The 21,663-nt window shown below is 69.7% G+C and carries 20 protein-coding genes; 5 read left to right on the top strand and 15 right to left on the bottom strand.

Going from position 1 to position 21,663, the window contains the following annotated elements:
- Window positions 1-116: 116 nt before the first annotated feature.
- From ACWFR3_RS39785 to ACWFR3_RS39760, 6 genes are all read right to left on the bottom strand, one after another.
- Window positions 117-398, bottom strand: a complete 282-nt coding sequence (locus ACWFR3_RS39785) for an HU family DNA-binding protein (protein WP_016645140.1) — start codon at window positions 396-398, stop codon at window positions 117-119.
- Window positions 399-716: 318 nt separating this feature from the next.
- A complete protein-coding gene (locus ACWFR3_RS39780; protein ID WP_453739580.1) occupies window positions 717-2,150 on the bottom strand; it encodes a malic enzyme-like NAD(P)-binding protein in 1,434 nt (477 codons plus the stop codon).
- Between the two features lie 378 nt (window positions 2,151-2,528).
- On the bottom strand, window positions 2,529-4,883 hold the full coding sequence (locus ACWFR3_RS39775) for a HelD family protein (protein WP_453739579.1): 2,355 nt from the start codon (window positions 4,881-4,883) through the stop codon (window positions 2,529-2,531).
- A gap of 126 nt (window positions 4,884-5,009) precedes the next feature.
- Entirely contained in the window at window positions 5,010-5,810 is an 801-nt protein-coding gene (locus ACWFR3_RS39770) for an anti-sigma factor family protein (RefSeq protein ID WP_453739578.1), read from the bottom strand.
- Entirely contained in the window at window positions 5,807-6,391 is a 585-nt protein-coding gene (locus tag ACWFR3_RS39765; RefSeq protein WP_453739577.1) for a sigma-70 family RNA polymerase sigma factor, read from the bottom strand. Before ACWFR3_RS39765 ends, ACWFR3_RS39770 begins: the two co-directional genes overlap by 4 nt.
- Window positions 6,392-6,521: 130 nt before the next feature.
- On the bottom strand, window positions 6,522-7,109 hold the full coding sequence (locus ACWFR3_RS39760; protein WP_453739576.1) for a CGNR zinc finger domain-containing protein: 588 nt from the start codon (window positions 7,107-7,109) through the stop codon (window positions 6,522-6,524).
- A gap of 167 nt (window positions 7,110-7,276) precedes the next feature.
- Between ACWFR3_RS39760 and ACWFR3_RS39755 the strand changes: the two genes are divergently transcribed.
- On the top strand, window positions 7,277-7,870 hold the full coding sequence (locus tag ACWFR3_RS39755) for an anthrone oxygenase family protein (RefSeq protein WP_453739575.1): 594 nt from the start codon (window positions 7,277-7,279) through the stop codon (window positions 7,868-7,870).
- Here the strand turns inward: ACWFR3_RS39755 and ACWFR3_RS39750 are convergent.
- The 4 genes from ACWFR3_RS39750 to ACWFR3_RS39735 form a co-directional block, all read right to left on the bottom strand.
- Window positions 7,810-8,982 (bottom strand): uroporphyrinogen-III synthase, encoded by a 1,173-nt coding sequence (locus ACWFR3_RS39750; RefSeq protein WP_453739574.1) that lies wholly within the window; start codon window positions 8,980-8,982, stop codon window positions 7,810-7,812. The genes ACWFR3_RS39755 and ACWFR3_RS39750 overlap by 61 nt on opposite strands.
- Window positions 8,983-9,113: 131 nt before the next feature.
- Window positions 9,114-10,460 carry a nitrate/nitrite transporter gene (locus tag ACWFR3_RS39745; protein WP_453739573.1) on the bottom strand — a complete coding sequence of 449 codons (1,347 nt, stop codon included), beginning with the start codon at window positions 10,458-10,460 and terminating at the stop codon, window positions 9,114-9,116.
- A 235-nt stretch (window positions 10,461-10,695) separates the two neighbouring features.
- The gene (locus ACWFR3_RS39740; protein WP_453739572.1) at window positions 10,696-11,748 is read right to left on the bottom strand and encodes a hypothetical protein; all 1,053 of its coding nucleotides are present in this window, start codon (window positions 11,746-11,748) and stop codon (window positions 10,696-10,698) included.
- Between the two features lie 185 nt (window positions 11,749-11,933).
- Window positions 11,934-12,311, bottom strand: a complete 378-nt coding sequence (locus tag ACWFR3_RS39735; protein WP_453739583.1) for an ATP-binding protein — start codon at window positions 12,309-12,311, stop codon at window positions 11,934-11,936.
- Window positions 12,312-12,628: 317 nt separating this feature from the next.
- On the opposite strand from ACWFR3_RS39735, the gene ACWFR3_RS39730 reads away from it, so the two are divergent.
- On the top strand, window positions 12,629-13,483 hold the full coding sequence (locus ACWFR3_RS39730) for a helix-turn-helix domain-containing protein (RefSeq protein WP_453739571.1): 855 nt from the start codon (window positions 12,629-12,631) through the stop codon (window positions 13,481-13,483).
- Window positions 13,484-13,493: 10 nt separating this feature from the next.
- Entirely contained in the window at window positions 13,494-13,676 is a 183-nt protein-coding gene (locus tag ACWFR3_RS39725; protein WP_453739570.1) for a DUF397 domain-containing protein, read from the top strand.
- A gap of 87 nt (window positions 13,677-13,763) precedes the next feature.
- On the opposite strand, the gene ACWFR3_RS39720 is transcribed toward ACWFR3_RS39725, so the two are convergent.
- From ACWFR3_RS39720 to ACWFR3_RS39710, 3 genes are all read right to left on the bottom strand, one after another.
- Window positions 13,764-14,477: a hypothetical protein gene (locus tag ACWFR3_RS39720; RefSeq protein WP_453739569.1), complete on the bottom strand. Its 714-nt coding sequence runs from the start codon at window positions 14,475-14,477 to the stop codon at window positions 13,764-13,766.
- 311 nt (window positions 14,478-14,788) lie between these two features.
- Window positions 14,789-15,454, bottom strand: a complete 666-nt coding sequence (locus ACWFR3_RS39715) for a hypothetical protein (RefSeq protein WP_453739568.1) — start codon at window positions 15,452-15,454, stop codon at window positions 14,789-14,791.
- A gap of 209 nt (window positions 15,455-15,663) precedes the next feature.
- The gene (locus tag ACWFR3_RS39710) at window positions 15,664-16,212 is read right to left on the bottom strand and encodes a MarR family winged helix-turn-helix transcriptional regulator (protein ID WP_453739567.1); all 549 of its coding nucleotides are present in this window, start codon (window positions 16,210-16,212) and stop codon (window positions 15,664-15,666) included.
- A 138-nt stretch (window positions 16,213-16,350) separates the two neighbouring features.
- On the opposite strand from ACWFR3_RS39710, the gene ACWFR3_RS39705 reads away from it, so the two are divergent.
- Both ACWFR3_RS39705 and ACWFR3_RS39700 read left to right on the top strand, forming a co-directional pair.
- Window positions 16,351-17,301 carry an EamA family transporter gene (locus ACWFR3_RS39705; protein WP_453739566.1) on the top strand — a complete coding sequence of 317 codons (951 nt, stop codon included), beginning with the start codon at window positions 16,351-16,353 and terminating at the stop codon, window positions 17,299-17,301.
- Between the two features lie 48 nt (window positions 17,302-17,349).
- The gene (locus tag ACWFR3_RS39700) at window positions 17,350-17,994 is read left to right on the top strand and encodes an NAD(P)-dependent oxidoreductase (protein WP_453739565.1); all 645 of its coding nucleotides are present in this window, start codon (window positions 17,350-17,352) and stop codon (window positions 17,992-17,994) included.
- 20 nt (window positions 17,995-18,014) lie between these two features.
- On the opposite strand, the gene ACWFR3_RS39695 is transcribed toward ACWFR3_RS39700, so the two are convergent.
- Window positions 18,015-19,277, bottom strand: coding sequence for an acyltransferase family protein (locus ACWFR3_RS39695; RefSeq protein ID WP_453739564.1), 1,263 nt, complete (start codon window positions 19,275-19,277; stop codon window positions 18,015-18,017).
- Window positions 19,278-19,441: 164 nt separating this feature from the next.
- A complete protein-coding gene (locus ACWFR3_RS39690; RefSeq protein ID WP_453739582.1) occupies window positions 19,442-21,553 on the bottom strand; it encodes a glycosyltransferase in 2,112 nt (703 codons plus the stop codon).
- Window positions 21,554-21,663 lie beyond the last annotated feature (110 nt).

Genomic DNA, 21,663 nt, shown 5'->3' with positions numbered 1-21,663 from the left:
GGCGCGGGGCGGTATGGTGGTGCTGCGGGGCTGGGCTCCGCTGGGCTGACGCCCACGAATAAATAGAGGGGGGGGTCACCCACCGGGTGACCGCCCCTTCTGTTTGCTGCTTGAGGCTACTTGCCCTTGGCGGCTTCCTTGAGCTTGGAGCCCGCCGAAACCTTGACGCTGTAGCCGGCCGGGATGTTGATCGGCTCGCCGGTCTGCGGGTTCCGGGCGGTGCGAGCGGCACGGTGGGTGCGCTCGAAGGTCAGGAAGCCGGGGATGGTGACCTTCTCGTCGCCCTTGGCAACGATCTCGCCGACGGTCTCGGCGAACGCGGCCAGCACGGCGTCGGCGTCCTTGCGGGTCACCTCGGCGCGGTCGGCCAGCGCGGCCACCAGCTCACTGCGGTTCATGTTTGTACTCCCGTGTTCTTCTTGCCGTTGAGGCGTGCCACGCGGCGGAGCCGCATGATGGGCACAGCGAAGCCGATGCTGCCAGGGTCCTCGGTCAGGCCCCGGACCCGGGTCCGTCGTCCGGACCCTCGCGCCCAGAAAGGCATCCTGCCCCCACCTGCGGCGGTAAAGCCAATCCGGGGCCCTTGGGAGGTCCCGCGAGACCTCTGGGAGATCCCACGAAAGGCTTCACCGCCCCCTGGAAGGTGGCAGTCGGGGGCGCGCTTCCACGCCACCCTAGAGGGCCATTGCGGGCCCTGCGTTCCACGACGCGCCGTACTACTGGGCCGTGGCGGCTGTCACAGTCACCCCGGCGGCCTTCGCCGCGTTGCGCACCGCATCGGCGACCGCGCCCGCGACCTTGTCGTTGAAGACGCTGGGGATGATGTAGTTCGGGTTGAGCTCGTCCTCGGCGACGACGTCCGCGAGGGCGCCTGCCGCCGCCAGCATCATCTCCGTGTTGACGGTGCGCGACTGGGCGTCGAGCAGGCCGCGGAAGACGCCGGGGAAGACCAGGACGTTGTTGATCTGGTTCGGGAAGTCCGAGCGGCCCGTGGCCACGACCGCCGCCGTCTGACGGGCGATCGCGGGGTCGACCTCGGGGTCCGGGTTCGCGAGCGCGAACACGATGGCACCGTCAGCCATGGCCGCCACGTCGTCCGCGCCCAGGACGTTGGGAGCCGAGACGCCGATGAAGACGTCGGCCCCGACGACCGCTTGCTTGAGGGTGCCGCGGGCGCCCTCGGGGTTGGTGTTGTCGGCGATCCAGCGCAGCGGCGAGTCCGGCGCGGCGTCCACGAGGTCCTCGCGGTCGGCGTGCACGACGCCGTGGATGTCGGCCACGACGGCGTGCTTGACGCCCGCCGCGATGAGCAGCTTGAGGATGGCCGTACCGGCCGCGCCCGCGCCGGACATGACGACGCGTACGTCGCCGACTCCCTTGCCCACCACGCGAAGTGCGTTGGTCAGCGCGGCGAGCACGACGATCGCGGTGCCGTGCTGGTCGTCGTGGAAGACGGGGATGTCCAGGGCCTCGCGCAGGCGCGCCTCGATCTCGAAGCAGCGCGGCGCCGAGATGTCCTCGAGGTTGATGCCCGCGAAGCCGGGGGCGATCGCCTTGACGATCTCGACGATCGCGTCGGTGTCCTGGGTGTCCAGGCACAGCGGCCACGCGTCGATGCCCGCGAAGCGCTTGAAGAGGGCCGCCTTGCCCTCCATGACGGGCAGTGCGGCCTTCGGGCCGATGTTGCCGAGGCCCAGGACGGCCGAGCCGTCCGTTACGACCGCAACGGAGTTTCGCTTGATCGTGAGGCGGCGCGCGTCCTCCGGGTTCTCGGCGATCGCCATGCACACGCGGGCCACGCCCGGGGTGTAGATCATGGAGAGGTCGTCGCGGTTCCGGATGGGGTGCTTGGACGCCATCTCGATCTTGCCGCCGAGGTGCATCAGGAACGTACGGTCGGAGACCTTGCCGACGGTGACGCCCTCGATCGTGCGCAGCTGGGCGACGATCTCGTCGCCGTGCGTCGTGGAGGTCGCCGCGATCGTGACGTCGATCCGCAGCGCCTCATGGCCGGAAGCCGTGACGTCGAGGCCGGTGACCGAGCCTCCGTGGGACTCGACGGCCGTGGTGATCTGGGAGACCGCGGTGCCGCTCGCGGGCACCTCCAACCGGACCGTGTTCGAGTAGGAGACGCTGGGCGCCGTTGCCATGGCCGACTTCCTCTGCTTTCACCGTGTTGCTCTTGCCGTCCGATCGTCGCACCTACCGCTGAGTACGTGGTAGCTGCCTCGGATTGCGAACTTTTCGTTCACCAGCTTTTCGGAAACTAGTTTCCACCATACGAGAAGTAGCGGGAAGCCGGTAGGGGGGAACGGAAACCGGTGGTTGAAAACCGGAAGAGGCCCTCGTCACGTGGTGACAAGGGCCTCTTCCTACGTTGATGACACCGACCCGCCATGCTCGCCTCGCGGCAAGTGGTCGCTCGTAGCGACGAAGGTTGGGCCCGGGGGCTTGGATCGGGCCGGTGCCACATCAACGGTAACAAACGATCCCCGTAAGGCAATTCCCGTCCCCACAAGTCTCTGAAGTCATTCCCGGAGCAGGTCCGGCACCCCTTCGCCGTCCGGCACGTCGCGCTCCCCGGACAGGACCGTCAGCTGCTGTGTCGCCCTGGTCAGGGCCACGTACAGGACGCGCAGGCCCGCCGGGGACTCGTCCGCGATCTCCGCCGGAGACACGACGACCGTGGCGTCGTACTCCAGGCCCTTGGCCTCCAATGAGCCGAGCGCCACCACGCGGTCGCCGAGGTCTTCCAGCCACCGGGCCGCCTGCTCGCGGCGGTTCATCGCCACGACCACGCCGATCGTGCCGTCCACCTGGTCCAAGAGCCGCGCCGCCTCCGCGCGCACCGACGCGCCGAGGTCCTTGTCCCGTACAACTGCGAAGCGGGGCTTCACTCCGGTGGACCGGACGGCCGACGGCGACTCGGCGCCCGGCATCGCGAGCGCGAGCACCTTGGCCGCGAGATCCGCGATCTCGGCGGGGTTGCGGTAGTTGACGGTGAGGGTGAAACGACGGCGCGGGCGGCTGCCAAGGGCCTCGTCGCGGGCGGCGGCGGCCTCGTCCGGGTCGGACCAGGAGGACTGGGCCGGGTCGCCGACGATCGTCCACGTGGCGTGCCGGCCCCTGCGGCCGACCATGCGCCACTGCATGGGGGTCAGGTCCTGGGCCTCGTCGACGATGACGTGCGCGTACTCGGTGCGCTCGGCGGCGAGCCGCTCGGCGCGCTCGCGCTGGGACTCCTCGCGCTGCGGCATCAGTTCGTCGAGGCCGGTGAGCAGGTCGAGCGGGTCCAGGTCCTTCTTCTTGCGGGGCCTGTGCGGCGTACCGAGGATCGACTGGAGCTCGTCGAGGAGCGCCACGTCGTGCACGGACAGGGCGTCGCGCTTGAGGGAGCGGGCGACCTTGCGGACCTCGCCGGGGTTCAGGACCCGGCGCGCCCAGCGGCCGAGGCGCCGCTCGTCGCCCATCGCGGACAGCACGGAGCGGGGGGTGAGTTCGGGCCACCAGGCGTCGAGGAAGCGGATGAAATCGTCCTCGGACGTGATGTCCTCGTCGAAGGAGGAACGCAGCTCGGCGGCCAGCTCCGGGTCGCTGTGCCGGCCCGCGGACCCCGACTGCGACCACAGGGCGTCCAGGATGAGCTTGCGGGCGCGCGGACGCAGCAGGTTGACGGGCGCCGTGCCGCTGAGCGCGTTGCGGCGGATGCGGCCCAGGGCGTCGGCCTCCAGCTCAAGGCGGCGGCCGAAGGCGACCACACGCAGGCGCGTGGGGGTCTCGGCGGGGGCCTTGGGCCCCTCGTCCTCCTCGTCGTCGCCGAAGGCGAGCTGGCCCTCCTGCGAGGGCGCCTTCGCGGCCGTACCCGCGGCACCCTCAAGAGCCCCCCGCGCCGCCTTGCGCAGCACGTGCAGCATCCGCGAGGAACCCTTGACCCTGGCCACCGCGGGCGAGTCGTAGACCGTCGCCCCCTCGGCCGCGGCCTCGTCGGAGAGCGAGCCCACCGCGCGGATCGCGACCTGCCCCTCCTCGCCGAGCGAGGGCAGCACGCCCTCGGTGTACGCCACGAGCAGCGGGGTCGGCGAGACGATGAGGATGCCGCCCGCGTACCGGCGGCGGTCCTGGTAGAGGAGGTACGCCGCGCGGTGCAGCGCCACGGCGGTCTTGCCCGTGCCGGGTCCGCCCTCCACGTACGTCACCGACGCGGCGGGGGCGCGGATGACCATGTCCTGCTCGGCCTGGATCGAGGCAACGATGTCGCGCATCGTGTGGCTGCGGGCCTGGCCGAGCGCTGCCATCAGGGCGCCGTCGCCGATGACGGGCAGCGACTCGCCGTTCAGGGTGGCCGTCAGCTCGGGACGCATCAGGTCGTCCTCGACGCCCAGGACCCTGCGGCCCTTGGAGCGGATGACCCGGCGCCGTACGACACGGCCCGGGTCTACCGGCGTCGAGCGGTAGAAGGGCGCCGCGGCCGGGGCGCGCCAGTCGATGACCAGCGGGGAGTAGTCCGCGTCCAGGACGCCGATGCGGCCGATGTGCAGGGTCTCGGCGATCTCGGCGGTGTTGTTCTCGCTCACCGCGTCCTCGGCGGGCTCGACCGACGTGTACGCGCCGTCCGGGCCCTTCTTGCCGTCCTTGCCGAGCAGCAGGTCGATCCGCCCGAAGAGGAAGTCCTCGAACTCGTTGTTGAGCCGGTTGAGATGCACCCCCGCGCGGAACACCTGGGCGTCCCGCTCGGCGAGCGCGCCCGGCGTGCCGACCTGGGAGCGCTTGGCCGCGTCGGTCATCAGGAACTCGGCCTCGTGGATCTTCTCCTCGAGACGCCGGTAGACCTGGTCGAGATGTTCTTGTTCGACGCTGATCTCGCGGTCGCGTACGTCGGCCACCGAGGCCCCTTTCCGGACGTGCAGCTGCCCTATTGAGCAGCCGTCTACCGTACGCGAAAGGGGGCCCCTGTGTGCACTTCTCCTGCGCGTGAACTCCGCGCCGCCCACGCGAGGCCCGCGCGCCGCCTACGCGTCGACCTCCACAAGGTGAGCACCGTTGAGGGTGGTCACCTCGAAGTGGTCGATGTCGTTGCGGTCCATCGCGGCGCCCCCGTGCACGTACAGCGGACTGCGCGCCCACTTGTTCGGGCTGTCCTCGATGCCGTAACCCCACTTCGGGACGGACCAGGTGGTCACCGTCTCCTTCTCGCCGTCCTTGCCGACGGCGACCAGGGAGCACTTGAGCGGCCCCTTGACGTTCTTCAGCTCCAGGACCGCGTGCGTGCCCCAGGCCTTCTTCTCCGTGCCGACCGTGGCGCTGACCTTGGTCTTCGGGTCCGTCGCCGTGATCTTGTCGTCCATGTGGTTGAAGAAGGCGTCCTCGGCGGGGCTCGTGGGGTGCGGCTCGCCCGCCACGTCCGTCGATCCGCCGTCGTCACTCACCGCCAGGACCGCGAGCGGCCCGCCGATGATCAGCGCCGCCGCGGCGGCCACCAGATACATGCCGCGCCTGCGCTTCTGCTGACGCTTGACGGACACCTCGTCCACCAGGCGGTCCGCGAGGCGCGGACTCGGCCGGGCGGCGAGCTGCTCGCCGATCGCCGGTACGCCGCGCGGTCCCGGGAAATCCGCGAGCGCCGACAGCATCGGCTCCATGCCCGAGAACTCCTCCAGCTGGTGCGCGCAGAACTCGCAGCCCGCCAGATGTGCCTCGAAGGCCGTCGCCTCCGCGTCGTCCAGGATGCCGAGGGCGTAGGCGCCGACGGTCTCGTGCACGTCGCCCGCCTCCGCCTGGCCCCGCGCGTCATGTCCGTAGGACTCGTTCATGCCGTCACCCCCCGCTCCTCGAGCGCCAGCTTCATCGAGCGAAGCGCGTAGAAGACCCGCGAACGCACCGTCCCGCTGGGTATACCCAGCGTCTCGGCCGCCTCATTGACCGTACGCCCTTTGAAGTAGGTCTCGACAAGTACCTCCCGGTGCGCGGGAGTCAGGTCCTCGAGCGCGTCCGAGAGTGTCATCAGCCACAGCGCCTTATCGATCTCGTCCTCCGCGGGGATGACCTCCAGCGGCGACGGGTCGACCTCCTGCGGCCGGGCCTGCCGGCTGCGGTGGCCGTCGATGACGATGCGCCGGGCGACCGTCACCAGCCAGGGGCGTACCGAACCGGTCGCACGATTGAGCTGACCGGCGTTCTTCCAGGCACGGATGAGCGTTTCCTGTACGACATCTTCGGCGCGCTGCCGGTCTCCCGCCACAAGTCGGAGCACATAGGCCAGTAGCGGGCCCGCGTGTTCGCGGTAGAGGGCGCGCATCAACTCCTCGTCGGGCCCGTTGCGTCCGGGGACCAGGCGATGTCGGTGCGGGCGTTCCTGCGGGCGCTCATCGGCCACGGCGGAATCCTTGCGCACGCTTGCCTCCGGTGTCCGCTCTTCTTCGGGCTTCGCCCTGTCGGCTGTTCACCCTGGACTTACGTAGGCGGCCGGAGTTGCGTTCAACGGAGATCACACGGATTTTCCGCGGCTTGTTCCCGACGGCGCTTCAGGCTCTGGCGAGCGCCGCCCGTCGCCGGTGTCTGGCCACGCGCTCACGGTTGCCGCACACCTCGCTGGAGCACCAGCGGCGGCGGCGCCCGCGGGACGTGTCCAGGTACACGATGGGGCAGTTGTCGCCCTCGCACTGGCGCAGCAGGGCGCGCGCTGCGGGGTCGGTGACCAGGTCGACGGCATCACGGGCGACGGCCGCGAGGAGCGCCGCGCAGTCGGGGTCGCCGTCCAGGGCGCGGACCAGGCTGCCGTCGGGGTGCCGGACGGCGCGGGGGGCCGGCGGCGCGGTGGCCGCGAGGGCGTTGATCCGGGTCAACGCGGTTTCGGCGTACCGCCCTTCGAGTTCCGCGAGCACCAACTGGCTGACGTTCGAGCGCAGTTCGCGGAATGCCACGAGCCAGACCGGCCCCGCTCCCGGCAGGGCCGTGCGATCCGGGATGAGCCCGGCGCCCGCGAGCCAGGCACGCAGCCGGTCCACGGAGTCGAGCCGTTCCACGGGATGGTTCGTCGCCACGAGGTCCAGACAGCTTCGCCCGGAGTCGAATCGCAGCTCGAACGTGGCCGGGTCCATGCCCAGTGCCATGCGCGTGTCACCGCCTTGTGGGGTTACCGGTGAGTGCTCCCCCTACAGTGCCCCGACTCGGGCGGGCGCGGAACCCCTGCCACCGCGCCGCGGCGTGAGACGCCCGCTTATGGGGGTGCGCTTCACAACCATGGGCGGGCGTCCGTGCGGCCGGTTGACTCGGTCACATGAGAGACAACCGAGTGACGAACCGGCGGGGGCAGGGCGGCGCGGGGGCCGTTCTGGGGGCGGCCGTCGTGACCATGGGCCTGATCGCCGGAACCTTCTACATCTTCTCCTGCGGCGTGATGCCCGGCCTCGGACGCAGCGAGGACCGCGTCTTCATCGAGGTCATGCAGAACACGAACGACGCGTTCAACAACCCGGTGTTCTTCGCGAGCTTCTTCGGGGCGCTGCTCTTCACGGCACTCTCCGCGTGGCAGCTGCGCGGCACGAACTCGTTCCGGTGGGTGCTCGCGGCGCTCGTCGTCTATCTCCTGGCCTTCGCGATCACGTCGGTCGTGAACGTGCCGCTGAACGACGAGCTCGCGGACGCGGGCGACCCCGCGAAGATCTCCGATCCGGCCGCGGTGCGCGAGAAGTTCGAGGACATGTGGCTGGCCTGGAACGCCGTACGGGCCGTGCTCTCCACCGTGGCGATCGGACTCCTCGCGCGGGCGCTGGTGCTGCGCGGACGGGACAACCGTGACAACAAGGCCCGTCAGTCGGCGTACTTGGACCCGGCGGCCGATCCGGCGGCCGGATCGAGCGCGAGCCGATAGCCCCGCTTGACCACCGTCTGGACGAGCTTGGGCGCACCGAGTGCCGTACGCAGCCTGGCCATCGCGGTCTCCACGGCGTGCTCGTCGCGCCCCGCGCCGGGCAGCGCGCGCAGGAGTTCGGCCCGCGAGACCACCCACCCGGGGCGTCGCACGAGCGCCCGCAGCAGCGACATCCCGGCGGGCGGTACGGGCCGCAGCTCGTCGTCGACCATGACGGCGTGGCCGCGGATCTCGACTCGGTGTCCCGCGACGGGCAACGTACGGGCGCGGGCGGGGAGTTCGTGGCACAGGACCTGTACGAGGGGGCCGAGCCGGAAGCGTTCGGGCTGTACCGTCTCGACGCCGCGGTCCTGGAGCGGCAGCGCGGTGACCGGGCCCACGCAGGCCGAGAGCACGTCGTGCTGGAGCGCGGCGAAGAGCTCGATGGACATGCCGCGGTCCTCGGCGCGGGCCAGGAAGGACGCGGCGGCGGGCGCGCTGGTGAAGGTCAGCGCGTCGACGGCGCGCGCCACGGTGGCATCGAGGAGCCGGTCGACGGGCGCGAGGTCCTCGGGCGGCATCCACCGGTAGACGGGCACGCCGACGACCTCCGCTCCCCCGGCGCGCAGCGACTCGACGAAGCCGGGCAGCGGTTCGCCGTGCAGCTGGAGCGCGATGCGCCGCCCTTCGACGCCTTCCGCGAGCAGCCGGTCGAGGACCTCCGCCATGGACTCGGACGAGGGCGACCACTCCTCGGTGAGCCCGGCGGCGCGGATGGCGCCTTTGACCTTGGGCCCGCGGGCGAGGATCTCGACGCCCCGCAGACATCGCAGCAGCGCGTCGCCGAACCCCCAGCCGTCGGCGGCCTCGATCCACCCCCGGAATCCGATCGCGGTGGTGGCGATCACCACGTCGGGCGCGTGGTCGATCAATTCCTTGGTCGCGGAGAGCAGTTCGCTGTCGTCGGCGAGCGGGACGATCCGCAGCGCGGGCGCGTGCAGGACGGTGGCGCCGCGCCGCTGGAGCAGCGCGCCGAGCTCGTCGGCGCGCCGGGCGGCGGTGACGCCGACGGTGAATCCGGCGAGCGGCGCGTTTCCGCGTCCGTCTTGGCCGTTCTGAGGGGTCCCGTGCATGGCAGCTGCTCTCGTCCCGCTAGTACTGCGTGATGGGTGGTCCGGGGTCTCACGAGCCTGCCAACGGCCCGTGACAACCCCGGATCATCACGATGTCGTGCGTGTTACACCAGGCTACGACCACCCCTCCGTCAGACCTGCGCGTACGTGAGCTGGGGCTTTGTCTCCGCGTCCGGGGCCTGCCCGGAGTCCGGCGCGGGCGCGGGGCGGCGAAGGTATACGGCCCACGTGACGCAGAAGCACACCGCGTAGAAGGCGAGGAAGGCGACGAACGCGCCGGTCCCGGAGCCCACGGTCTGGAAGGACTGCCGGAAGGCGAGATTGATCCCGAGCCCGCCGAGCGCGCCGACGGCGCCGATCAGCCCCATGGAGGCCCCGGAGAGCCGCCGCCCGTAGGCCGCGGCGGCTTCGCCGTGCAGCCCCTTCTGCAGGGCCTTGGCCTGGAAGATGCCCGGAATCATCTTGTACGTCGACCCATTGCCGAGGCCCGTCAGCACGAACAGCACGACGAACGCGGCGACGAAGAGGGCGAGCGACTCGCGCATGGAGGCGATGACGACGACGGCGGTGGCCGCGCCCATCCCGACGAAGTTCCACAGCGTGATGCGGGCCCCGCCGAACCGGTCGGCGAGCCGCCCGCCGACGGGCCGGATCAGCGAGCCGAGCAGCGGCCCGATGAAGGTGACGGCGGCGGCCTGCAGCGGCGTACGCCCGAACTGGGTCTGCAGGACGAGCCCGAAAGCGAAGCTGTACCCGATGAAGGACCCGAAGGTCCCCACGTACAGCAGAGCCATGATCCACGTATGGGCATCCCGTACGGCCTCCTTGGCCGCGCCGGTGTCGTTCTTCACGGTGGCGAGGTTGTCCATGAAGAGGGCGGCGCAGAGGGCGGAGACGAAGATGAGCGGGATGTAGATCCCGAGCAGCACCCGCGGCCCTCCCCCGGCCCCGATGACCGCGAGCCCGGCGAGCTGGACGACGGGCACGCCGATGTTGCCGCCGCCGGCATTGAGCCCGAGGGCCCACCCCTTCTTCTTCAACGGGAAGAAGGAGTTGATGTTGGTCATGGAGGAAGCGAAGTTGCCCCCGCCCACACCGGTGAGCAGCGCACACACCATGAAGGTGGAGTACGAGGTACCGGGCTCCATGACCACGAAGGCGGCGACGGTCGGCACGAGGAGCGCGCTGGCCGCGATGATCGTCCAGTTGCGCCCGCCGAAGCGGGCGACGGCGAAGGTGTAGGGGACGCGGGCGACGGCCCCGACCAGGGTGGCCATGGACACGAGGAAGAACTTCCCGGCGGGGTCGATCCCGTACTCGGGCCCCATGAACAGGACCATCACCGACCACAGGGTCCAGATCGAGAACCCGATGTGCTCGGAGAGGATCGAGAACACGAGATTCCGCCGGGCGACGCGCTCGCCGCCCTCCTCCTTCCAGAACCTCTCGTCCTCCGGGTCCCACCGCTGGATCCACATGACAGGCCTCATCTCCACGGCTTGGCGGCTGATGACCCGAAGGTAGGGAGGCCGGGTTTCAGCCCTGTGGCACGCGGTGACCGCCGGGGAACGTTGCTCTCACGTGGGGGCGGGGCGGACGGTGAGGGGCCTGCGCGGGAGGCGTGAGCGGGAGGCGTGAGCGGGAGGCGTGAGCGGGAGGCGTGTGCGGAGGTCGCCCATTCCCCCCCGCCCGCCTGGCAGCTCGGGTCAGGGGTCAGGCCGAGTTGACCCAGGGGAGTACGTCGGTGCCGCCGCCCTTGTCCCACTTCAGGGTCACTTCGTCGTTGGCCTGGGTGACATCGGCCGAGATGTACTTCTCGTCGTCGCCGGTGCCGCACTTGAGGGCGATACGGAAACTGCCGCCCTGCTCCTGCCCGAGCCCCATGCAGAGCCCGTCGCCGCCGGCGTCGATGTACGAGACGGAGTTCTTGCCCTTGCCCTGCCCCGAGGTCAGCTTGGCGCCGATGGTGAGGGTCTTGGCCTCGGAGTTCTGCCACTGCCCTTGGTAGCCGGTGTCACCGGCGGGCCGTTCGGCCGCCTCCTCGCCGTCGGTCGGGTCGTCGAGAGGGTCTTCCGTGGCGGGGTCCTCGGAGGGCGGTTCCTCCGCGGACTCCTCCGACTCGGAGGCGGACGGCCCGGCGGAAACGCTCTTGTCGGCCTTGGGTTTTTTACCGTCGTCGCTGCTGTCGCCGCTGGTGGCGAGAAAAATCCCGCCGCCAACGAGGGCGGCGACAACGACGACGGACCCGATGACGAGGCCGAGCTTCTTCTTCCCGCCGGGGGGTGGGGGCGGTGGGTAGCCGGCGTACTGGGGGTCGGGCTGGGGCTGTCCGTACTGGGCGTACGGGCCTGGCTGAGGCTGACCGTAGGGCGGCTGGCCTTGCGGGGGCTGGCCCTGCGGGGGTTGCCCGTACGGCGGCTGGCCCTGCGGGGACTGACCGTACGGGCCCGGCTGAGGCTGACCGTAGGGCGACGGCTGCTGGGGCGACCCGGCGTAGGGGTTCTGCCCGTCGGACTGCTGGGGCGACCCGGCGTAGGGATTCTGCCCGTCGGACTGCTGGGGCGACCCGGCGTAGGGATTCTGCCCGTCGGGCTGCTGGGGCGACCCGGCGTAGGGGTTCTGCCCGTCGGGCTGCTGCTGCGGGGGAGGCGGGGCGCCGTACGGCCCGGCGGGCGGCCCCGGCACGGGCGGCCGGGGCTCCTGAGGGGGCCCGAATCCGCCCTGCGGCGGCGGGTCCTGCGGCGGCTGGCCGGGAGGCTGGGTCATATGGTCCGGATCCCCTCGCTGTCCGACTCCTCACAGAGCCCAGCGAAGACCCCCTGCCCCCGCCCACGTCCAACATCCACCACGCGCCCCGCACGACACAAGCCCCGCCGGGGGTGGCACGGAGCATGCGGTGCGGCGACGCAGCCCCCGCTAGCCGGAACCCAGTTAGCCTAAATTCGTTACGGCTAGCCGCACCTCGCAGACTCCCCCACCTCGAACCACAGCAGCTTCCCCCCACTGCCGAACAGCTGATCCCCTAGCGGCCAGCCGCCCCACGCGTCCGCACAGTGGCGTACGAGGAGGAGCCCACGCCCGCTGTCCGAATCCGTCGGCGTGAACGGCGCACCGAACGGGCCAGGCGGTTTGTCGAAGGGCGCAGGGATATGGGGATTGCTGTCCCACACCCCGACCCGCAGCCGCCCGGCCCGCACGGACCGCAGCCGCAGCGAGGAGGGCCCTTTCGCGTGCCGGTAAGCATTGGTGACCATCTCGGACGTCAACAGCTCTGCTACGTCGCACAGTTCACCCATCCCGTGCCCGTCGAGAGCGGCTCTCAGGGTCATACGGGCCACGCGGGGAGCTCTTGGATCGTGGGGCAGATGAAGGGCGTAGGACCAGCCTTGGGGTGGGGCTACGGTGACCATGGAGGCGCCTCCCAGAGAAGGGGTTGACCCACTCGACGTATCGCCCGCCCAGCGGTGGCAATGCCGCGACCGTGGGGCGCGGTGCACTTCCGCCCTGCAGGTCAGGGGAGTTGAGTGGCGTGAGACACACCGTAGTCAGTTACATGGACTACATTCCATGAAAAGCATGGACTGCAGCCCTAGTTAACTCGTGTGAGTTACCTCTGCGCCATGCATACGAGCAAGGAGCACCGCCAATGCCGTCGACGAGCCCACCGGTAACAGCCCGCCGACGACGCCTCGGAACTGAACTCCGCAGGCTGCGCGAACGCACGGATCTGTCGGCCACCGAGGCGGCCTCCCTGCTGGGTGCCACGCAGTCACGCATCAGCAATATCGAGGCCGGCCGCTACGGAGTCAGCGGCGAACGGGTACGCACCTTGGCTCGCCACTACGACTGCACCGACGAGGCCCTGATCGACGCGCTTGCCTCCATGACGGGCGAGCGCAGGCGCGGATGGTGGGAGGAGTACCGCGAAATCCACTCCCATCGGATGCTCGACCTCACCGAGGTCGAGCACCACGCCGTCGCGCTACGCGTGGCTCAGATCATCAACATTCCCGGGCTGCTTCAAACCCCGGACCACGCGCGAGCCTTGTTCAACCAGACCGTGCCTTCGCTGAAGCCCCACGAGATCGAACACCGCGTCTCGCACCGCATCAAGCGCCAGGAAGTCCTGCACCGTGAACACCCTCCGCCGTACACCGCGATCATTCACGAAGCCGCGCTACGCATGCGGTTCGGCGACCGGGCCACCACACGAGCCCAGCTCGAACACCTAGCCGTGATGAGCGAGGCAGGGCATGTCGCCATCGCCGTGATCACATTCGACAGCGGCCCTTTCCACACGTCCGGTCAGGGCGTCGACTACTTCCACGGCCCGGTTCAGCAGCTCGACACCGTGCAGATCGACACCGATCACGGTGGAGAACTCATCGACTCACCAGCTCAGTTGGAGCGCTACCGTCTGGTCCTGGACCGCATGGAAACCGCCGCACTGGCGCCGGGCGCGTCCCGGGACCACATCATGCGGCTGGCCCGCGACCTCTGAAGGAGCCCAAGTGTCGGAATTGCGCTGGCAGAAGTCATCCCACAGCCAGGAGGCCTCCTCCTGCATCTACATAGCCGCGGCCCCGGACGGGCCAATCCACCTCCGCGAAAGCGACGCCCCAGACGTCACCCTCACCACAACCCCCGACCGCCTCCACGCCCTGATACGCACCCTCAAAGCCACCCCACGCTGACCAGTTGCAAAAAAGTCCCGGCAATACGCCACTAAGCGGTGTGCACCACGGGACTTTTCTGCAATCGCCGCATCCGTTCGCCTGCGCTCAGCGGTTGACGGACTGGATCTCCTCCGCCGCGACCCGCTGCTCCGCGCCGAACTCGCCGTCCGGCAGATCGCCGCCCTCGCCGGTGGTGCTGGTCCAGGAGATCTTCCAGGTGAGGGTCGACCGGAGGTTGTACGAGCCGTCCCCGGAGGACCGCAGATACTGCACGCCGCACTGCGGGAGCACGTCCGCGGGGGTGCCCTTGGCCCGGGGAGTGCCGATCTTGCCGTCCTCGATGGGGCACTGCCCCGAAGCGGGGTAGGTCTCGGCGTCCTGCGTGCCCGGGTCGATCGAGAGGGACACGGGCTCGGCGGTCGCCGTCGCGGAAAGCCCCGAGCCGGGGATGCTCGCGGTCACGGAGACCTTCCTGAACTTCGCCTTGTCCAGCCAGACCCAGGTCGGAAGATTGACCTTCGTCGTTCCCTCGGGTGCCATCGCGATCTCGGTGCCGGGTACGGGCAGTTCGTCGTAGGCGTACTCGGCGAGGATCTCGGGCGAGATTGCCAGCGGTTCCTTGGGAGTGGCGCCGGTGGGTACCCAGAAGGGCATCCGCTTACAGGAGTTGGCTTCGGGGTCGTCCTTGCGCTTCTCATTGACGGCCGCCGCCCAGAACTGTCCCTCACCCTGCTTGTCGAGGTTGTAGTTCTTGTAGGGGTGACCTTCCTTGAAGTACGAGTCGAAGGCGCCGCCCACGAGGTCGCCGACTCCGAACATCGTGATCTTCCGGAACGCTTTGACTGCGGCCTGGATCTGCTTCGGGGAGTACGCGGGCTCATACCAGCAGGCCGGCGGGTCCCAGTTGCTGTCGGCCGATGTGAGCGTGCCCGTATTGGCGGTTCTCCGAGCGCTGTTGACAGTCGTCTGAATCTGCGTCCGGACGGTGAGGTTCCGGTCCTGACGTCCGGCCTTGACCTGCGGAGCAGCTACTTCTGCCCCTTTACCGGCGGAGGCATAAGCGCTGCCTGGCGCCATGGTCACGATCAACGCGAGAAGGGGAACGAACCGGCGACTCAGCCTGCGCTGGTTCACGCACTGCACCGCTTCGCGGCCGTCGTGGTCAATACGCTTGTCGTCTGCCAGACGCCGTCCTCGTTCTTCTCCAGGCGGGTGTTGTAGAAGGCGTAATCCTGCCCGGACTCCGGGATCGACCTGTCCACCTTGCCGGTCTTGCGATCCTTGGGGTACGTCCTGCTGGTGTCCTCGCAATACGTCACTGCGGCGGCGCCGCCCTTGAGGAACGTGACCTCGCGGTCGTAATACCGGGTCGTCCCGACGAAGGTCTTGGCCTCTTCGTAAAAGCCCTGCACGTGATACGCCGCCGAAACCAACGCCTCGCCCGCCGAATAGAACCTCAACGCCGGGTGTTCCTTGGCATCGACCGTGATCGCCTCGTCAATCGAGTTGATCCGCCGCTCGTTGTCCGCCAGGATCGCGTCCTTCTTCGCGTCACCCGTCCTGCCGCCCTCGAAGACGTTCTTCACGCCCTTCGGCAGCTTGATCTCCGGGCGCTCGATCCCGTCGTCGGGCGGTGTCGGCGACGGCGACTCTCTCTGCTCGCCACCGGACCCGGCCCCCGCGATCTTGTCGCCGCCCTCGGAGCCACCGCCATCGCTCCCTCCGCAGGCAGAGAGCGACAGGAGCGCCGCAACAGTCAGGGCAGCCGTTGCGAGCAGAGCAGGTCGACGATTCAAGGTCAGCTCCTGGTGAGGCGAGGGTTACCTGGAGTGAACCTAGCTATCGGCGAGGGGAGGGTGATCCCGCGTCGAGCCACCACCGCCTGACGGATGAACGGCTTTTTCGGCGGCAGGCCAGCCGCACCGTCAAAGCGGCGCACCAATGAGACTCCCCGGCGAGAAGCCCACTCATTGACGCAGCGCCGAGCCCTGACGCAACCCCGGACTCACCCCAAATGCGTATCCCCCAGCGAAACCAGCAACCTCCGCAGCGCCCCGTCCAACGCCCCCCGCTCCTCCGCCGAAAGCGCCGCCAGCATCCGCTTCTCGTTCGCCACGTGGTCCACCACCGCGCGGTCCACCAGCTCGCGGCCCGCGTCCGTCAGGCGGACCTTGATCGCGCGGCGGTCGGACGGGTCCGGGTGGCGTTCGATCAGGCCCTTGCGTTCCAGCTTGTCGAGGCGGTTGGTGATGGCGCCTGATGTCACCATCGCCGTCTTCAGGAGGCCGCCCGCCGTCAGTTCGTGCGGGGCGCCCACCCGGCGCAGCGTCGCCAGGACGTCGAACTCCGGGAACTCCAGGCCGTGTTCCGCGAAGATCGGTTTCATGCCTTTGCTCAGCAGGTGATCCGCCCGTTTAATGCGGCCCACCAGGGCCATCGCGTCCAGACTCGCCGCGCCGATGTCCGGGCGCTCGCGGTGCCACTGCGCGCGCAGTTCGTCGATCGCGTCGGCGTCCGTGGGCGTAGACGGCACCAGCAACTCTGGGTCAGCCATGTCGATCCCCTCTCTCACTGCGGCCAGAGCCACATCTCTCAATGTTGAGATACTTGACGTTCACAGAACCAAGGTCCATATTTATCTCAACGTTGAGAATAACAGCGTTGAGCAGAGTTGAGCCGAGGGGGAGCCACCATGTCCGTCCGTAGCCGCCGGAAGGCAAGCGACACCGTAGGGACCACACACCCCGCAACCGCCGCGCGCACCGCGCCCCGCACCGCCGCCCTCGCCGCCGCAGGCCTCGCCGCCATCGGGCCCGCCACCTGGGGCACCACCTACGTCACCACCACCGAACTCCTGCCCCCTGACCGCCCGCTGCTCGCCGCCGCCCTGCGTGCGCTGCCCGCCGGGCTCATCCTGCTCGCCCTCACCCGGCGGCTGCCCAGCGGTGACTGGTGGTGGAAGGCTGGGGTGCTCGGACTGCTCAACTTCGGGGCCTTCTTCCCACTTCTGTTCTTCGGGGCCTACCACCTTCCCGGCGGCGTCGCCTCGACCATCAGCGCCGTCATGCCGCTGCTCGTCGCCGGCTTCGGGATCGGCGTACTGAAGGTGCGGCCCACCCGTCGCACCCTGGCCGCCGGGCTCGTCGGCGTCGTCGGTGTCGCGCTGCTCGTCCTGCGCGGCAGCGCCTCCTTCGACCTCGCGGGGATCGCGGCCATGCTGGTCGCCACGACGCTGATGGCCCTCGCCGTCGTACTCAGCAAGCGCTGGGGACGGCCCGAAGGCGTCTCGCTGCTCGCCCTCACCGGGTGGCAACTCACCGCGGGCGGCCTCGTCCTTGCACCCATCGCCCTCGGCTTCGAAGGGCTTCCCGGTCACTTCACCGGGGCCAACCTCGCCGGATACGCCTACCTCGGCATCATCGGCACCGCCGTCGCGTACGCCCTCTGGTTCCGCGGCATCGAGCGGCTGCCCGCCTCGTCCGTGGCGTTCCTCGGGCTGACCAACCCCGTCGTCGCCACTCTCGCCGGGCTGCTCCTCCTCGGGCAGACCCTCACGCCCTGGCAGGTGGGCGGGCTCGTGCTCGTCGTCGCCAGTGTTCTGGTCGGGCAGGGGCGGCGTACGGCACGGAAGCAGCCCTCGTAGTCACGCCTCACCCCGGTACGCCGCAATCACTACCCACGGAGCAGACCCATGCGCATCACCGTCTTCGGAGCCGCCGGAAACGTCGGCAGCCGCGTCGTCGCCGAAGCCCTCACCCGCGGCCACGACGTCACCGCAGTCGTCCGCGACCCCGCCCGCTTCGGCGAGCTGCACCCCGCGGCCACGCACCGCGCCGGTGACGCCGGAGTCCCGGAGCAGGTGGCCGCCTTGAGCGCCGGCCAGGATCTCGTGGTGAACGCCACCAGACCCGCACCCGGCCGCGAGCCCGAACACGCCGCCATCAGCCGGGCGTTGCTCGCGGGGATGCACAAGACCGGCGTACGGCTGCTCGTCGTCGGCGGGGCCGGGAGTCTGACCGTGCCCGGCAGCGGCGGCGTCCTCGCCGTCGACGACCCCGCGTACGTACCCACCGCCTGGCGGCACATCGCCCTGGCATCCAACGCCCAGTTCGACGCCGTCCGCACGGCGGACACCGACGTCGACTGGACGTACGTGAGCCCTTCCGCCCTGCTCGAACCCGGCGTCCGCACCGGCAGCTACCGCCTCGGCGCCGACGAGCTGATCGTCGACGCCGACGGCAAGTCCGCCGTCTCCATGGAGGATCTCGCGGTGGCGGTCCTGGACGAGGCCGAACGCCCCAAGCACCACCGCACCCGCTTCACCGTCGGGTACTGAGCGACGGCCGAAGCCTCAGCTCAGCCCCGGTGCGAGCCGCCCCTCGGAGCGGCCCGCCTGGCCTTAGTGGGCTTGGACGGCTTGGACGGCTTGGACGGCTTCGAACCGTCCGGCCACAGCCTCGGACTCCGCTTCGCCGCGAAGTCCTCGATCCAGCCCACGGCCATCACCATCAGACCGATCAACGGCCAGACCAGGACCGTCATCCACAGCATGTACGTGGTGTCGAGGGCCGAGCTCCACTGCTCGTCCTCCATGAACGGCAGGTCGTACGCCATGTCGATGATCGGGACCGTGGCCATGATCAGCAGGTTGTGCCAGAGGTAGATCGTCACCGCTCGGTTGTTGGAGAGGGTGATGAGCTTGTCCCAGCGCTTCAACCTCCCCGGCAGTTCCTGCCAGGACGGGGAGTACTGGAAGAGGATGACGACGAACCCGAAGGACCACGCCGCCTGGGCCAGCGGGATGTCGTTCAGGTCCCAGCCGTCCGGGCCCAGGTGACCCGAGGCCCACCACAGGCCGAAGGCCATGATCAGGGCCGAGACCGACACCGCCACGTAGCGCGGGACGCGGGCGAGGACGCCCTCCTGGTGGGCCATGCCGAGCACCCAGCAGCTGCCGTACACCCCGAAGTCCGAGACCGCGTTGCCCGTCTCGCCGGGGATCTTGACGATCTCCGTGGCGAGCACCGCCGTCAGGGCGAGCGGCGCGAACAGCGTCGCCCACGGCACCCGGCGGAACGCCCACAGGAGCAGGGGCGAGGCGATCACGAACCAGAGGTACGCGCGGATGTACCAGAGCGGGCCCGCGGCCTGCGCCGGCCAGGTGTCCTCCAGGAGGCCCGCCTTGTCCCCGATGTGCCAGGGGAAGGGCGGGGCGCCGATCGGGAACACATAGTTGACCATGCTGACCAGGCCCCAAGTGTCCCCGTGGTCCGGGTCCTTGGTGACGTTCCAGCCTCCGTAGAAGAGGAGGAAGAGCGCCACCGCGCTGAACGCCCACATGGGCGGGAGCAGTCGGCGGATACGGCCCCTGATCACGCCCCACGCGGGGCGCTTCAGCGAGCGTGCCATCAGGGCGCCCGCGAGCGCGAACATCACGCCCATGGACGGGAAGAGGATCGTCAGCCAGGCCCAGCCGAACAGGTGGTAGATGACGACACGGACCAGGGCGAGCGAGCGCAGTACGTCGAAGTAGCGGTCCCGGCCCGGCTTCTTGGGCGCGTCAGCGGGAGCAGTGGGGGCTGCGGGACCCACCGGCGTCACTCCCATGCCGGGAGCCATCCCGCCGGGTCCCCCCGGGCCGCCCTGCCCCGGCGCATGGTTCCTCAGCCCCGGAGGCGGCGGCACCTGTGGCAACGGCTGTGTGGGGTGCACCGGCTGCGTGGGGTACCCGGGCTGCGCGGGGTACCCGGGCTGCGTCGGGCGCGTGGGCTGCTGGGGATAGGTCATGCGACGGGCCTCCGATCAGGGCTGCCCGTCCGCTGCTGCGGAATCGAGGGCGGAGTTCCGAGGACTCCCGTGCGCCGGAGCTTCTGCCAGCGAAGGCGGCCTCCGGTCAGGGCGGTGATCCAGGACTGCAGCAGCACGACGTACATCAACTGCCGGTAGAGGATCTGCTGCAGGGGCAGCGAGATCAGATGGGTCATGCGCTCGCGGTCGAGCCGGAAGGCGTACGCCGCGCACACCGCCTGGACGGCGAGCACGCCGAGCCACGCGACGATCGTCTTCTGCGTGGGACCGAAGACCAGGCCGTAGAGCAGGAACACGTCGATCAGGGGGGCCAGGAGTGGTGCCAGGACCATGAAGAGCGAGACGAGCGGCATGCCGACCCGGCCGAAGCGGCCCGAAGGGCCCGACTCGATCACCGAGCGGCGGTGCTTCCAGATCGCCTGCATGGTGCCGTACGACCAGCGGTAGCGCTGCGACCACAGCTGTTGCACCGTCTCCGGCGCCTCGGTCCACGCGCGCGCCTTCTCGGCGTACACGACGCGCCAGCCGTCGCGGTGCATCGCCATCGTGATGTCGGTGTCCTCGGCGAGCGTGTCGTCGCTCATGCCGCCGACCCGCTCCAGTGCCGAGCGCCGGAAGGCTCCCACGGCGCCGGGGATGGTCGGCATGCAGCCGAGCATGTCGTACATCCGGCGGTCGAGGTTGAAGCCCATCACGTACTCGATGTGCTGCCAGGCGCCGATCAGGGAGTCCCGGTTGCCGACCTTCGCGTTGCCCGCGACGGCGCCCACGCGCGGGTCGCCGAACGGCTGCACCAGCTCGCGCACGGTGGACTGCTCGAAGACCGTGTCGCCGTCCATCATCACGATGAGGTCGTAACGGGCGTTGGCTATGCCGCGGTTGAGGGCGGCGGGCTTGCCCGCGTTCTGCTGGCGGACGACGCGTACGTTCGGCAGGCGGAGCCCCTCGACGATCAGCGCGGTGCCGTCCGATGAGCCGTCGTCGATGACGATGATCTCGATGGGGTGGTCGCTCGTCATGAGGGAGCGGACCGTCGCCTCGATGCACTTGGCCTCGTTGTAGGCGGGGACCAGGACCGATACCGGCTCGGTGATGTCCGGACCCCAGCGGAAGCCCTTCTTGCGCACCTTGCGCGCGTGCACCGCGGAGAGCAGCAGCATCAGGCCGAAGCGGAGCATGACCAGGGACCCGATCACGGCGAGGGCGACGACGAGTACGCCGGTGATCTTCTCCGAGGCGCCGACCAGGAAGACCCAGGCCTTGCCCTTCCAGAGCTCGATGCCGCTGACCTGCGCGTGCGCGCTGGGGGCGTCCAGGGCCTCGGTGAGGTTGGTGAACTTGTAGCCCTTGTCCTGCAGACCGGGCAGGAAGGTGTCGAGCGCGGCGACCGTCTGCGAGCGGTCGCCTCCGGAGTCGTGCATCAGGACGATCGCGCCGTTGCCGTTCTTGGGCGTGGCACGGCGGATGATCTCGGCGACGCCGGGGCGCTTCCAGTCCTCGCTGTCGGTGTTGTTGACGACGGTGAGGTAGCCGCGGCTGCCGATGTACTGCGTCACCGGCCAGGACTTGTTGTCCATGGCGTCGGAGAACGAGGAGTACGGCGGGCGGAAGAGGGAGGTGCGCACGCCCGCGGCGCCCGCGAGGGCGAGCTGGTTCTGCGAGAGCTCCCAGTCGATACGGCTCTTGGACTGGTACGACAGGTCGGGGTGGTTGAACGTGTGCAGGCCGACCTCGTGGCCCTCGTCCACCATGCGCTCGACGAGGTCGGGGTAGCGCGAGGCCATCGTGCCGGTGACGAAGAAGACGCCGTGCGCGTGGTGCTTCTTCAGTACGTCGAGGACCTTGGGGGTCCACTCCGGGTCCGGGCCGTCGTCGAAGGTCAGCACGAGCCGGTGGTCGGGGACGCTGAGCGTGCCCTCGTGGCCGCCGCGGGTGTCGATGACCGGGCCGCCGTCCTCGAGGATCTTCTCCGGCACCTTGTCGGTGGCCGCGGGCGGGCGCACGCGGTGGTCAGCGAGGATCTCGCTGTGGGTGTAGCCGCGCAGCATGAGCATCGCCATCAGGGCGACCAGGAGGAGCAGCGGCATGAGGTAGCGCAGGGGGACTCTGCGCTTGCTGCGGACCGGCTGCGCGCGGCGTCGTCCGCCGCCGCCACCACGGGGCTGGGTATGGCTGTTCCGGCCGCCGCCGCCCCGGG

This window comes from Streptomyces sp. NPDC055189, assembly GCF_053606765.1.
The sequence above is the reverse complement of the archived record's forward strand: the minus strand, read 5'-3'. Positions and strand labels throughout refer to the sequence as shown.